We start from the raw sequence: 12,781 nt of genomic DNA on the forward strand, positions 1-12,781 counted from the left end.
CCGGGTCACGAGGTGAGAGGGCCGCCCGGCTGCTCCGGTTGACGGGTGGTGTCGCCGAGACGCGCCGGGGGACGTCGCGCGATAGTGGGTCCCGCGCATCACCCTCCCGACCCGAAGGCGGCCCCATGCCCGGCGAGCAGCCCCACCTGTACGAGACCCTCGACGAGCGGTTCCGGACCGGCAGGTGCCAGGCGGGGGACTCGCGGCTGGAGACTCTGTACGACGGGTGCCGGTGGGCCGAGGGGCCCGTGTACGTGCCCGCCGGGCGGTACCTCGTGTGGAGCGACATTCCCAACGACCGGCTGCTGCGGTGGGACGAGACGACCGGGGCCGTCGGGGTCTTCCGCTCGCCCGCCGGGTACCCGAACGGCAGCACCCTGGACGGCGAGGGCCGTCTCATCACCTGCGAGCAGGGCAATCGGCGGGTGACCCGCACCGAGCACGACGGCTCGGTCACCGTGATCGCCGAGCGGTTCCGGGGCAAGCGGCTCAACAGCCCGAACGACGCCGTCGTGAGGTCGGACGGGTCGGTGTGGTTCTCCGACCCCGAGTTCGGGATCGCCACCGACTACGAGGGACATCGCGCCGAGAGCGAGATCGGCGCCCGGAACGTCTACCGCGCCGACCCCGCGAGCGGCGAGGTGCGGCTGGTCGCCGACGGGTTCCAGGGGCCCAACGGCCTGGTCTTCTCGCCGGACGAGCGCCAGTTGTTCGTGTCCGACAGCGTCGCCAACCACATCCGCGTCTTCGACGTCGGCGAGGACGGCACCGCCCTGTCCGGTGGCGATGTCTTCGCCACGTGCGGGAACGGCAGCTTCGACAACATCCGGTTCGACGACCAGGGGCGGCTCTGGGCCGCGGCCATGGCCGGGGGCGTGCACTGCTACGACCCCGACGGCACGCTGATCGGCCGCGTCCTGGTGCCCGGTACCGTCGCCAACGTCCGGTTCGGCGGCGCCCGGCGCAACCGCCTGTTCATCGCCGCGGACACCACCCTGTACTCGTTGATGATGTCGGTCACCGGTACTCCGGCCCTGCCGCTCAGCCGGTGACCGGATCCCGCAGCGCGCCCTTCACGACCTTCCCGCTCGCGTTGCGCGGCAGTTCCGCGACGAACTCCACCGCTCTCGGGACCTTGTAGTTCGCCATCTCCCTGCGGGACCAGGCGATCAGGTCGTCGGCGGTCAGCAGGGCACCGGGGCGCCGCACGACGTACGCCCGCCCGACCTCCCCGAGCCGGGCGTCCGGTACGCCGATCACCGCGACGTCCGCCACGTCCGGGTGAAGGCCCAGGAGCTGCTCTATCTCGGCGGGGTAGGCGTTGAAGCCGCCGACGATGAACATGTCCTTGAGGCGGTCGGTGATGCGCAGGTTGCCCGCCGCGTCCAGGACGCCGACGTCGCCGGTGCGCAGCCAGCCGTCCGGCGACAGCACCTCGGCGGTGGCCTGCTCGTCCTCGTAGTAGCCGGACATGACGTGGAAGCCGCGCACCTGGACCTCGCCCGGCAGGCCGGCGTCCAGGGTCCTGCCCCCGGGGTCCACGACCCGCACCTGCGTGCCGGGGATGGCCCGGCCCGACGTGGACGCGATGACCGTCGGGTCGTCGCCGCGCCGGCACATCGTGACGACACCGCTCGCTTCGGAGAGGCCGTAGGCCGTGAGGACCGTGCCGATGCCGAGTTCGGTGCGCAGCCGCTCCACCAGGCGGAGGGGAACGACCGCCGCTCCCGTGACCACCAGGCGGAGGGCGGAGAGGTCGTGGGCGTCGCGGGCGGGGTGGTCCAGGAGGGACTGGAGGAGGGTCGGGGGGCCGGGGAGCACGGAGACCCGCTCGGCGGCGATGTTGGCCAGGACCGTGTTCACGTTGAACACCGGCTGGGGGATCATCGTCGCGCCCCGCATGAGGCAGGCGATCACCCCGGCCTTGTAGCCGAAGGTGTGGAAGAAGGGGTTGACGATCAGGTAGCGGTCGCCCCGGGTGAGGCCCGCGAGGTCGCCCCAGATGTCGTACGCCCGCAGCGTCTGGTGGTGGGTGATGACGGCGCCCTTGGGGCGGCCGGTCGTGCCCGAGGTGAAGATGATGTCCGAGGGCCAGGTCCCCCGCACGACCGCGGACCTCTCCCGGACGTCCGCCGGCCCCGTACCCTCCCCGCCGGCCAGGAAGTCCTTCCAGGTCAGGAAGCCGTCCGGGACGTCGTCCGAGAGGACGACCGCGTGCTTCAGGGCGGGCAGGCCGGGCAGCGGGCCGCGGCACGGGCCGTCCCCCGCCGCCCTGCGCAGGGACGCCACGTACGACGTGCCGAGGAACGTGCCCGTCACGAACAGCAGCCGGGCGCCGCTGCGGCGCAGCACGTCCGCCGCCTCGGCGCCCTTGAACCGGGTGTTCAGCGGCACGAGCACCGCACCCGCGGAGACCGCGCCCAGGGCTGCGACGATCCAGTCGAGCGAGTTCGGGGCCCAGATGCCGACCCGGTCGCCCGGTTCGACGCCGGTCGCCAGGCAGGCCGCCGCCGCGCGCTCCACGCGTGCGCCCAGTTCCGCGTAGGTGACACGGGTCCGGCCCTCGACGACCGCCTCGACGTCTGCGTACCGCTCGGCCGCCGTCCTGACCAGGCCCGGAACGCTTTCCCATGCCGTATCCGCTCGCACAGCACGCCTCCCGACGACGTAGGAGCTGACTACCCGTCAGATTATCTGTAATCTGACGACCTGTCAGCGACCGTTCGGCCCCGGAGGTGCGCGCAGCATGGCAGCAGGATCGGGAGGCCTCAAGGACGCCACCGCCCTCGTCGGCATAGGCCAGACGCCCTTCGCCAAGCGGCTCCCGGAGGACGAACGCACCCTCGCCTGCCGCGCCGTCCTGGCCGCTCTCGACGACGCCGGGATCGCGCCCGGCGAGGTCGACGCCCTCGCCTCCTACACCATGGAGGAGACGGACGAGGTGGAGCTGGCGAAGGCCTGCGGCTTCGGCGACCTCACGTTCTTCAGCAAGGTCGGCTTCGGGGGCGGGGGTTCGTGCGCCACCGTCGCCCATCTCGCCGCCGCCATCGCCGCCGGGCAGGCGAGCGTCGGGGTGGCCTGGCGGTCCCGCAAGCGGGGCAGCGGGCCCCGGCCCTGGACCAACACCGCCGTCCAGCTCCCGACCCCGGCCCAGTGGACCCGGCCGTACGGGCTGCTGAGACCCGCCGACGAGATCGCGATGCTCACCCGCCGCTACCTGCACGAGTACGGCGCCACCCGGGACCACCTGTTCAACGTGGCCCTGGCCTGCCGCAACCGGGCCAACCAGAACCCCGCCGCGATCATGTACGACCGGCCGCTCACCCGCGAGATGTACATGAACTCCCGCTGGATCAGCGAGCCGCTCTGCCTCTTCGACAACTGCCTGGAGACCGACGGGGCGCTGGCGTGTGTCGTGGTCTCCGCCGAGCGCGCCCGCGACTGCCGGCGCAGGCCCGTCTACGTCCACTCCGCCGCCCAGTCGCTCCCCGCCCAGCACCACGGCATGGTCAACTACTGGAACGACGACCCCCTCACCGGCCCCGCCTGGACCGCCGCCCGGCACCTGTGGAAACACTCCGACCTGGCCCCCGAGGACGTCGACGTCGCCCAGATCTACGACGCCTTCACGCCCCTGGTCCTGCTGTCCCTGGAGGGCTACGGCTTCTGCGGGCGCGGTGAGGGCGGGGCGTTCACCGAGGGCGGGGCACTGGAGATCGGCGGGCTGCTGCCGGTGAACACCGGCGGGGGCGGGCTGTCCGAGGCCTACGTGCACGGCTTCAACCTCATCAACGAGGGGGTCAGGCAGCTGCGCGGGACCAGTACCGCGCAGGTGCCGGGCGCCTCCGCCTGTCTGGTCACGGCGGGGGAAGGGGTCCCGACCTCCGCCCTGCTGCTGAGGAGTTGAGGAGCATCCCATGCTGCGTCCCGTCCCCGACACCGACGGCGCCCCCTTCTGGGAGTACGCCGCACAGGGCGAACTCCGCGTCCAGGCCTGCGCCGACTGCGGAGAGCTCCGCTTCCCGCCCCGGCCCTGCTGCCCGCACTGCCAGTCCTTCGACGCCGAGTGGCGGCCGGTGTCCGGCCGGGGCCGGGTCTGGTCGTACGTGGTCGCCCATCCACCGCTGCTGCCCGACTACGCCGCGCAGGCGCCGTACAACGTGATCGTCGTCGAGCTGGACGAGGCGCCCCGCATCCGCCTGGTGGGCAACCTGGTCGCCGGGGCCGGCCGGCCTCTCGGCTCCCTCCCGCCGCAGAGCCTGCGCATCGGCGCCCGGGTGCGGGCCGTGTTCCACGACGGCCTTCCCCAGTGGGTTCTGGAACGGTCATGAGCAGTGTGCTCGTGCGGACCGACCGGGACAGCGGGGTCGCGGTCGTGACGCTGAACCGGCCCGAGCGGCTCAATGCCGTCGACGTCGCCATGGCCGACGAACTCGCCTCCACATGGCACGCGTTGCGGTTCGACGACGCCGTGCGGGCGATCGTCCTCGCCGGGGCCGGCGAGCGTGCCTTCTGCACCGGCATCGACCGGGGCGCCGTCGTGCCGCAGCCGAACTCGCCGTACGCGCAGGACGATCCGCTGCTCGGCATCGGGCCGAAGGCGAACGACCTGTGGAAGCCGGTCGTCGCCGCCGTGCACGGCATGGCCTGCGGAGGGGCCTTCTATCTGCTCGGTGAGGCGGAGTTCCTCGTCGCGGACACCACCGCCGCCTTCTTCGACCCGCACACCACCTACGGCATGGTCAGCGCCTACGAGTCGGTCCTGATGGCGCAGCGCATGCCGTACGGGGAGGTCGCGCGGATGGCGTTGATGGGCACGGCGGAGCGGATCTCGGCGCGGCGGGCGTACGAGGTGGGGCTGGTGTCGGAACTCGTCGCGGAGGGGGAGGCGTTGCGGGCGGCGACCGCGTGTGCCGCCGTGCTCGCCGGGTATCCGACCGAGGCCGTGCAGGGGACCGTGCGGGCGCTGTGGGCCGCGAGTGAGGCGGGACGTTCGCAGGGGGTCGCACAGGCGCCGCATCTCATCGCACTCGGGAACGCGGCAGGTGAGCGGCAGGCCCGGCTGTTCGCGGGGCGGTCGCGGGAGTACCGGTTGCGTTAGGGAATCGTTGACTCCTACATGCGTATGCTCGGGGCGTGGTTGAGCATCGGATGATCGACGTCAATGGCATACAACTGCACATCGCGGAGCAGGGCGAGGGCCCGCTCGTGGTGCTGCTGCACGGTTTCCCGGAGTCCTGGCACTCCTGGCGGCACCAGTTCGGTCCGCTGGCCGAGGCCGGTTTCCGGGTGGTGGCACCCGACCAGCGCGGGTACGGCGGCAGTGACCGCCCCGAGGACGTGGCCGCGTACAGCATCTTCCACCTGGTGGGGGACGTGGTCGGGCTGATCCACGCGCTGGGCGAGGAGCGGGCGTTCGTCGTCGGGCACGACTGGGGCGCGCCGGTGGCCTGGCACACCGCGCTGCTGCGGCCGGACGTGGTGCGCGGGGTGGCCGGGCTGAGCGTGCCGCCGCCCTTCCGGGGCAGCCGGCCTCCGCTGGAGACCATGCAGGAGCGGTTCGAGGGCCGCTTCTACTGGAACTACTTCAGCCGGCCCGGCGTCGCGGACGCCGAGTTCGCCGCCGACACCCGCACGACCCTGCGCAAGCTGCTGTACTCCGCCTCCGGTGACGCGCCGGACGCCGGGCGCCCCGAGCAGGCCCTGGTCGACCTGGAGCGCGGCTGGCTCGCGGACGCGCCGAACCCCGAGATGCTGCCCGAGTGGCTCACCGAGGAGGACCTCGACGTGCTCACCGAGAGCTTCGAGCCCGGCTTCACCGGCGCGCTGAACTGGTACCGCAACCTGGACCGCAACTGGGAGCTGACCGCCCCCTGGCAGGGCGCGGTCGTGTCTCCGCCCGCGCTGTACGTGTACGGCGACCGGGACCTGGTGCCGGCCTTCCCGGGAACGCCGGAACTGATCCAGCAGCTGCCCGAGTTGATGCCGGACCTGCGCCGCAAGCCGCTCGTGCTGACGGGCTGCGGCCACTGGACACAGCAGGAGCGGCCCGCCGAGGTGAACGAGGCGCTGATCGACTTCCTGACGGAGCTGCGGGACTGACGTCCCGCACGTCGCTCGTCCCGTCAGTCGCTCGTCCCGTCAGTCGTCGACGAGGGCCCGGCGGTCGACCTCGCAGTGGTCGACCGAGTCCACCAGGCCCGAGCCGCCCACCCGGACGTCGACGGTGGCCGTGCCGTTCGCGGGGACCGTGACCTCCCCGTACCGGTCGACGACGGTGATGCCCCGGGCGTCCTCGAAGGTGACCGAAACGGAGAAGCCGGCCTTGCGGCCGTTGGGGTTGCGGACCTCGACGGTCGCGTAGGGGGCCTCCGGGGTCGCGCAGCTGATCAGCTGCGCCGTGCCGTCCTTCAGGGCCCTGCCGCCGCCGGAGGAGGACGTCGGCGTGGAGCCGTAGTTCGGCCGGCGGGTGTACGAGCTGCCGCCGCTGCTCGCGTGACCATCGTCGTCGGAGCCGTACGAGCCGCCGCTCGACGTCGACGACTTCGAACTGTCATGGTCCTGGCTGGAGCTGCTGCACCCGCCGCCTCCGCTGCCGCCGTGGCCGCCGCCGCGGCCCCGGCCGGACGAGAAACCGGTCAGTGCCAGTACCACCAGGACAGCCACCGCCGTGAACCTGAGCCTGCGCCCCCGTATCCGCATGACGGTGAGCCTAGTGATCTTCTGTCACGGGCATGTCACAGCATGGCGACCGGCACGTGCCCGGCGTAGCGTCTTGGGTGGGAGCGGTGAACGCTCTCCCCGACAAGCGACGGCCGCCGTCCGGAGCACCCCTTCCGTACGCCGGTGCGACGGCCGTCCCGGGCCGGTCAGGCGGTGCGCGCCGTGCCCGTGCCCTTCTCCGCGTCCAGCGCGTACACGCAGCGGTCCTTGCTGCACGCGTACACCACCCCGTCCCGGACTACCGGGGAGCCGGTGATCTCGCCGCCGGTGGCGAGTTTCCAGCGCAGCCGGCCGTCGTCGGCCTTCAGGGTGTAGAGCAGGTGGTCGGTGGAGCCGAAGTGGATACGGCCCTCGGCGACCGAGGGGGTGCCCACGATGTCGCCGCCCGCCTGGAAGCGCCACTTGGGCGTGCCGGTGACCGCGTCGAGGGTGTAGAGGCCCTTGCCGCTGCCCACGTGGACGTGGCCGGCGGCGACCAGGACGGGGTCGACACAGGAGCGGGCCTCGGTGGCGATGCGCCAGCGGTCGCGGCCGTCGGTGGCGTCGAGGGCGTAGACCGTGCCGAGGTAGTCGGCGAGGTAGATGCCGCCGCCCGTGACGGCCGGGCCGGGGACGAAGGTGGGCGGGCTGAGGAAGACGGCCGGGGCCTCGAAGTGCCACTTCACATGCCCGGCGGCCACGTCGAGGGCGAGGACGCGGGTGCCGGCGCAGACGTAGACGTAGCCGTCGGTGGCCTGGGTGAGCCGGATGGGGACGCCGCCGCAGGAGGCGGCGTCGCCGATCGGGTACGACCAGCGTTCGTCGCCGGTGCGGGCGTCCAGGGCGCGCAGCCGGGCGTCCTGCCACACGTAGACCGTGCCGTCGTGCAGGGCGGGTCCTGCCTCGGGGGACTCGAAGTCGGACTGGCAGCCGGTGATCTCCCAGAGCTTCTGGCCGCCGGAGGCCTCCCAGCCCTGGACGCCGCCGCCGCGGGTGCCGGTGACGACGGTGCCGCGGCCGGCCTGGAGCGAGTAGACCCAGGCGTCCGTCTGCAGGCGCCACAGGTCGGCGCCCTCCCGGGCGTCCAGGGCGAACAGGGTCGGCCCGTCGGAGGCGTGGATACGGCCGTCCGCGACCGCCATGGACCAGGCGACGTCCCGGGTCTTGAAGCGGCGGCGGCCGGTGGCGACGTCCAGCGCGTGCACCTCGAAGGAGGTGACGTAGACCAGGTCGTCGGCGACCGAGGGCGTGCCCCAGACGTCGTTGGACATGCGGAAGCGCCACGGCCGCCAGCCGCCGGCCTGCTCCGGCGGGGCGGCCGGGGCCGGGGGTGCGGCGACGGCAGCGCCCACGACGGGGTCGGCGCCGTTGACGCCGGGGCGTGGCTTGGACCAGGAGGCGGCGAGGGCGGCCTCCGGCGGAGGTGCCTTGACGGCGGCGGCCCGCACGTCGGCGACGCGCGGGCCCGGGCCGATGGGCACCTGGGCGCCGGCCAGCCGGACGGGGCCGGTGTCGGGCCCGCCGGCCGGGGCCGGTACGGACGCCGGGACGACGGGGTCGTGCGAGGGCGGGGGCGGGATGGGGGCAGGGCCCGGGGCAGGGCGTCCGCCGCCGCGGCCGGCGCCGGGGGTGGGCTTGCCGGCCGGGCGGCCGTTGCGGCGGGACTCGATCAGGCCCACGGCCCGCTCGGGCAGCCACGCGGAAGCCGTGCCGCTGTCGTCGGAGCCGGAGCCGAAGAGGTGGGGGGCCAGCTGGGACTGGAGGTCGGCCGGGTTGGGGCGGGCCGTCGGGTCCATCTGCATACAGGACTCGATGAGCGGCCGCAGTTCGTCCGGGAGCCCTTCCAGGTCCGGGCCCTCGCGCAGCAGCATGAAGACCGTCTCGACCGGGTTGGCACCGTGGAAGGGCGGGTGCCCGGTGGCGGCGAAGACCAGCATGGAGCCGAGGGAGAAGACGTCGCTGGCGCCGGTGACGCTGCGGGAGTCCTTGGCCTGCTCGGGCGACATGTAGGCGGGGGTGCCGACGGCGACGTTCGTCATCGTCAAACGGGTGTTCGAGACGCCCGAGGCGATGCCGAAGTCGATCACCCGGGGGCCGTCCTCGACGACGAGGACGTTCGACGGCTTGAGGTCCCGGTGCACCAGGCCCGCGCCGTGGATGGACTGGAGCGCCTCGGCCACACCCGCCGCCAGCCAGCGCACCGCCTGGGCCGGCATCGGGCCGCAGTCGTTCACTATCTCCTCGAGGGAGGGCGCGGGGACGTACGCGGTGGCCAGCCACGGCACGGCGGCACGCGGGTCGGCGTCCACGACCGCGGCCGTGTAGAAGCCGGAGACGGCGCGGGCCGCCTCCACCTCGCGGGTGAAGCGGACCCGGAACAGCTGGTCCTCGGCCAGCTCCGTCCGGACGGTCTTGATCGCCACACGCCGGCCGGACGCCGAACGCGCGAGATAGACCAGCCCCATGCCGCCGGCACCCAGCCGTCCCAGCACCTCGAACGGCCCGATCCGCCGCGGATCGTGCTGCGTCAGCTGATCCACCACTCTGCCTGCCACCTCCCCGTACGAGCCGCGCCAAGCCACATGTTCCACGCGACCCCGTGCAGCGTCTCACCACCGCACCGCCATGGCGGCACGCACCCTGATTCTTCCTGGCCCGAGCCCTGGTTGCGAACCCGGTGACAAATGGGATGTCTCGGCACGGAAGTGATCAAACAGTGACCAAACAATGCCTGCTCAGCGGCGCAGCAGCGCGAAGGACGCCCCCTGATTGTCGGTGACGACGGCGACCTCGCCGTACGAGGTCCCGAACGGCGGGGCCTGGACCCGGCCGCCGAGCCGCGTCACCTCCTCCAGCGCGGCCGGTACGTCCTCGACGGCGAAGTGCACGAGGAAGTGGGGCGGCATCCGGTCGGAGAACACGTCGGAGACGGGGGCACGGCCGAAGTCGGGCTCGGCGTCCGGCCCGAACAGGGCCTCCCGGAAGAGGTCGCCGTAGAAGGCGTTGGCCGCCTCGGTGTCCCTGGCGTACAGCTCGGCCCAGGCGAAGGTGCCCGGCTCGTGCCGCTTACCGAAGCCGGGGTGCTCCTCCGGCTGCCACAGGGCGAACACGGCACCCTCGGGGTCGGTGACGAGCGCGGTGACACCCAGCTCCCCGGCCGGCACCGGCGCCGAGACGATCTGCCCGCCCGCGTCCCGGATGCGCCGGGCCAGAGCCGGTGCGTCCGGGGTCGCGAAGTACACCGTCCAGACGGTGGGCAGCCGTCCGTCCACCTTGCGGACCAGAGCGGCCACGGGTTCGCCGTCCTTCAGCGCCTGCGCGAAGGAGCCGAACCAGTCCTCGAAGGTCCACCCGAAAAGTTCACCGTAGAACCGCTTGCCCGCCTCGACGTCGGGAAGCTGCGCGTCCACCCAGCAGGGGACGCCCTCTCCGTACACCGATGCCCTGTTTTCGGCCATGCGGCCAACGTAACCGCGACGGCCGCAACCCGCAGACCAGGCACACCGGCCTCCGCACCCTCCTGCACCCCATTTGCAGTCGGCCGAATCGCGCCCCGATCACGCCTCGGTAAGCTGACGGCATGACAGGACAAGTGCGTACCGTCGACGGCCGCGTGGCCGGCCGGCGTGGGCAGGCGACCCGGCAGAAGCTGCTCGACTGCCTCAGCGAGATGCTCAGCTCCTCCCCGTACCGGGACGTCAAAGTCATCGATGTCGCCCGGAAAGCGGGCACTTCGCCCGCGACCTTCTACCAGTACTTCCCGGACGTCGAGGGTGCCGTCCTGGAGATCGCCGAGCAAATGGCAGCCGAGGGCGCCGCGTTGACGGAACTCCTGGAGGGCCGTTCGTGGGCCGGCAAGGCCGGCTGGCAGACGGCGCAGGAACTCGTCGACGGCTTCCTGGAGTTCTGGCGCAAGAACGACGCCATCCTCCGGGTCGTCGATCTCGGCGCCGCCGAGGGCGACAAGCGCTTCTACAAACTCCGGATGAAGATCCTCAACTCGGTGAACAACTCCCTCGCGGACGCCGTCGCCGAGCTCCAGGCCAAGGGCAGGGTCGACAAGGACGTGAACCCGGCGGCCGTCGCCGGTTCGCTGGTCGCGATGCTCGCGGCCGTCGCCTCCCACCAGAAGGGCTTCTCCTCCTGGGGCGTGAAACAGGCCGAACTGAAGCCGAACCTCGCCCTGTTGGTGCACCTGGGCGTCACCGGCCGGAAGCCGACGAAGTAGCGCGGCGCAGCGGCCTCTTACGTACCCGAGTCCTGTCTGGCAGGCGGTGGTCCACCCCGGTGGACCACCGCCTGTTGCGCTCTCTCCGTCCGTTTCTACCTCCGTACGAGCCGGAAGACCCGGATCTCCCGCTCCACCCGCGCCTGGTAGGCCGCGTAGGGCGGCCAGAACGCCAGCAGCGCCCGCCACGCCGCCGCCCGCTCCTCCCCCGCCAGCAGCCGGGCCGTGACCGGGACGTCCTGGCCCTTCCAGCTGATCTCCGCGTCGGGGTGCGCGAGCAGGTTGTGGCTCCAGGCGGGGTGCCCCGGCCGCCCGAAGTTGGACCCGACGAGGATCCAGCAGCGCCCGCCGTCCTGCGGCATGCAGGCCAGGGGCGTACGACGGGGCAGCCCGCTCCTCGCCCCGGTCGAGGTCAGCACCACCCCGGGGAGCAGTTGCGCGCTGAGCAGCACCCTTCCCCTGGTGAGCCGGTGGACGGCCCGGTCCAGGGCGGGCACCACGTGCGGCGCCACGCGCGCGAATCCCCTGGTCGACGACACCTTCTGCACCACGCGCGCACCCCTCATGTGCCGGCCTCCTCGAAGACGTGTGCCGCGTCGGCCGCGTGCGCCCGCAGCCGGTGCACCGGCCCGAACAGCAGGTCGTCGCCCGCGGCGCGCTTGAAGTACAGATGAGCCTCGTGCTCCCAGGTGAATCCGATGCCGCCGTGCAGCTGAATCCCCTCGGCGGCGGCGCGGCGCAGCGCTTCGAGCGCCTGGGCGAGCGCGAGGCCGCCGGCCGTCTCCTCGCCGGCCGGGACGGTGGCTTCGGTGGCGGCGGCCCAGGCCGCGTAGTACGCCGCCGAGCGGGCCGCCTGGACCTGGACGTACGCGTCGGCCAGCCGGTGTTTGACCGCCTGGAAGGAGCCGACCGGCCGCCCGAACTGCTCGCGCTGCCGCACGTGGTCGACCGTCCGCTCCAGCACCCGGCCGGCCGCCCCCACGGCCTCGGCGGCGAGGCAGGCGGCGACGGTGTCGCCGAGCCGGGCGAGGGCGGGGAGGCCGTCTGCGGCTTCACCGCCCAGCAACTCCGCTGGTGTGTCGCGGAGTTGGACCCGTCCCTGCGGGCGGGTCGCGTCCAGCGCGGTCTGCCGTGCACGGGTGAGACCGGCGGCGTCACCGCGCACCAGGAAGAGCAGCACGCGGGAACGGGCGAACCCCCCGGCGTGCGCGGCGACCACGAGCAGCCGGGCACTGTGCCCGTCGAGAACCTGGTCGGCCTGCCCGTACAGCTGCCAGCCGTCGGCGGTCCGCCGGGCCTGCACACCTCCGGCCCGGCCGCCACCGGCCCACTCCCCGCGCGGGTCGTGGCCGGTGAGGGCGAGGGCGGTGGTGAGGGCGGGACCCGGTATCGCGAGGGCCGCGGTGAGTGCGCCGGCGGCGATGCGCGGCAGGAGCTCGGCGCGCTGGGCGCCGGTACCGAGGGCGAGCAGCAGGGGGGCGGTGAGGACGGCCGTGGCGAGCAGCGGGGAGGGGACGAGCGCCCGGCCGGTCTCCTCGCAGGCCAGGGCCAGCTCGGTGACCGAGCAGCCGACACCACCGTAGGCCTCGGGCAGTGCCAGTCCGGGCAGGCCGAGCTGTTCGGCGAGGGCGGTCCACAGGGCGGGGTCGTGCCCGGCGGGGGTGTCGACGGCGGCCCGCAGCGCCTCGGGACCGCACCGCTTGTGGAGCAGTTCGCGCAGGGTGCGGCGGATCTCGTCCTGTTCGGCGGTGAAGCGGGCGTCCATGGGGGCCACCTCTCTGCGCATCTGACGGTGCGTCATATTAGGGCGGCGGGGCCGGGATGCCCAGAGCCCTGCCGCTCCCCCTGGCG

12 protein-coding genes are annotated in these 12,781 nt (G+C 73.0%); 6 read left to right on the forward strand and 6 right to left on the reverse strand.

From position 1 onward, the window contains the following. Positions 1–125: 125 nt before the first annotated feature. Complete coding sequence (locus ACFU3E_RS00715) at positions 126–1,052, forward strand: SMP-30/gluconolactonase/LRE family protein (RefSeq protein ID WP_384149862.1); 927 nt, start codon at positions 126–128, stop codon at positions 1,050–1,052. Here the strand turns inward: ACFU3E_RS00715 and ACFU3E_RS00720 are convergent. Then, positions 1,042–2,649 (reverse strand): FadD3 family acyl-CoA ligase, encoded by a 1,608-nt coding sequence (locus ACFU3E_RS00720; protein ID WP_384149865.1) that lies wholly within the window; start codon positions 2,647–2,649, stop codon positions 1,042–1,044. The two genes, ACFU3E_RS00715 and ACFU3E_RS00720, sit on opposite strands and share 11 nt — an antisense overlap. A gap of 97 nt (positions 2,650–2,746) precedes the next feature. On the opposite strand from ACFU3E_RS00720, the gene ACFU3E_RS00725 reads away from it, so the two are divergent. The 4 genes from ACFU3E_RS00725 to ACFU3E_RS00740 are packed head-to-tail and all read left to right on the forward strand — an operon-like array spanning position 2,747 to position 6,102. Further along, positions 2,747–3,907, forward strand: a complete 1,161-nt coding sequence (locus tag ACFU3E_RS00725; RefSeq protein ID WP_384149868.1) for a lipid-transfer protein — start codon at positions 2,747–2,749, stop codon at positions 3,905–3,907. Between the two features lie 10 nt (positions 3,908–3,917). Then, positions 3,918–4,331 carry a Zn-ribbon domain-containing OB-fold protein gene (locus ACFU3E_RS00730; protein ID WP_384149871.1) on the forward strand — a complete coding sequence of 138 codons (414 nt, stop codon included), beginning with the start codon at positions 3,918–3,920 and terminating at the stop codon, positions 4,329–4,331. Continuing rightward, positions 4,328–5,101, forward strand: coding sequence for an enoyl-CoA hydratase/isomerase family protein (locus ACFU3E_RS00735; protein ID WP_384149874.1), 774 nt, complete (start codon positions 4,328–4,330; stop codon positions 5,099–5,101). Before ACFU3E_RS00730 ends, ACFU3E_RS00735 begins: the two co-directional genes overlap by 4 nt. Before the next feature lie 50 nt (positions 5,102–5,151). Next, positions 5,152–6,102, forward strand: coding sequence for an alpha/beta fold hydrolase (locus ACFU3E_RS00740; RefSeq protein WP_384150583.1), 951 nt, complete (start codon positions 5,152–5,154; stop codon positions 6,100–6,102). A 39-nt stretch (positions 6,103–6,141) separates the two neighbouring features. On the opposite strand, the gene ACFU3E_RS00745 is transcribed toward ACFU3E_RS00740, so the two are convergent. The 3 genes from ACFU3E_RS00745 to ACFU3E_RS00755 form a co-directional block, all read right to left on the reverse strand. Next, complete coding sequence (locus ACFU3E_RS00745) at positions 6,142–6,702, reverse strand: hypothetical protein (RefSeq protein WP_384149877.1); 561 nt, start codon at positions 6,700–6,702, stop codon at positions 6,142–6,144. Positions 6,703–6,869: 167 nt separating this feature from the next. After that, on the reverse strand, positions 6,870–9,245 hold the full coding sequence (locus ACFU3E_RS00750) for a PQQ-binding-like beta-propeller repeat protein (RefSeq protein WP_384149880.1): 2,376 nt from the start codon (positions 9,243–9,245) through the stop codon (positions 6,870–6,872). Positions 9,246–9,437: 192 nt separating this feature from the next. Then, complete coding sequence (locus ACFU3E_RS00755) at positions 9,438–10,160, reverse strand: VOC family protein (protein WP_384149883.1); 723 nt, start codon at positions 10,158–10,160, stop codon at positions 9,438–9,440. Between the two features lie 134 nt (positions 10,161–10,294). Between ACFU3E_RS00755 and ACFU3E_RS00760 the strand changes: the two genes are divergently transcribed. Then, positions 10,295–10,930: a TetR family transcriptional regulator gene (locus ACFU3E_RS00760; RefSeq protein WP_102913743.1), complete on the forward strand. Its 636-nt coding sequence runs from the start codon at positions 10,295–10,297 to the stop codon at positions 10,928–10,930. A gap of 95 nt (positions 10,931–11,025) precedes the next feature. On the opposite strand, the gene ACFU3E_RS00765 is transcribed toward ACFU3E_RS00760, so the two are convergent. Continuing rightward, a complete protein-coding gene (locus tag ACFU3E_RS00765; protein ID WP_384149886.1) occupies positions 11,026–11,496 on the reverse strand; it encodes a nitroreductase family deazaflavin-dependent oxidoreductase in 471 nt (156 codons plus the stop codon). After that, positions 11,493–12,695 (reverse strand): acyl-CoA dehydrogenase family protein, encoded by a 1,203-nt coding sequence (locus ACFU3E_RS00770; protein ID WP_384150588.1) that lies wholly within the window; start codon positions 12,693–12,695, stop codon positions 11,493–11,495. The genes ACFU3E_RS00765 and ACFU3E_RS00770 overlap by 4 nt, the downstream gene beginning before the upstream one ends. Between the last annotated feature and the right edge of the window lie 86 nt (positions 12,696–12,781).

Source organism: Streptomyces sp. NPDC057424, from assembly GCF_042803315.1.
Taxonomy (GTDB): domain Bacteria; phylum Actinomycetota; class Actinomycetes; order Streptomycetales; family Streptomycetaceae; genus Streptomyces.

What these genes read in the sequence shown, in the direction of transcription:
- ACFU3E_RS00715 (WP_384149862.1), top strand. Translation starts at nt 126, where the DNA reads ATGCCCGGCGAGCAGCCCCACCTGTACGAGACCCTCGACGAGCGGTTC.
- ACFU3E_RS00725 (WP_384149868.1), top strand. Translation starts at nt 2,747, where the DNA reads ATGGCAGCAGGATCGGGAGGCCTCAAGGACGCCACCGCCCTCGTCGGC.
- ACFU3E_RS00730 (WP_384149871.1), top strand. Translation starts at nt 3,918, where the DNA reads ATGCTGCGTCCCGTCCCCGACACCGACGGCGCCCCCTTCTGGGAGTAC.
- ACFU3E_RS00735 (WP_384149874.1), top strand. Translation starts at nt 4,328, where the DNA reads ATGAGCAGTGTGCTCGTGCGGACCGACCGGGACAGCGGGGTCGCGGTC.
- ACFU3E_RS00740 (WP_384150583.1), top strand. Translation starts at nt 5,152, where the DNA reads ATGATCGACGTCAATGGCATACAACTGCACATCGCGGAGCAGGGCGAG.
- ACFU3E_RS00745 (WP_384149877.1), bottom strand. Translation starts at nt 6,702, where the DNA reads ATGCGGATACGGGGGCGCAGGCTCAGGTTCACGGCGGTGGCTGTCCTG.
- ACFU3E_RS00755 (WP_384149883.1), bottom strand. Translation starts at nt 10,160, where the DNA reads ATGGCCGAAAACAGGGCATCGGTGTACGGAGAGGGCGTCCCCTGCTGG.
- ACFU3E_RS00765 (WP_384149886.1), bottom strand. Translation starts at nt 11,496, where the DNA reads ATGAGGGGTGCGCGCGTGGTGCAGAAGGTGTCGTCGACCAGGGGATTC.
- ACFU3E_RS00770 (WP_384150588.1), bottom strand. Translation starts at nt 12,695, where the DNA reads ATGGACGCCCGCTTCACCGCCGAACAGGACGAGATCCGCCGCACCCTG.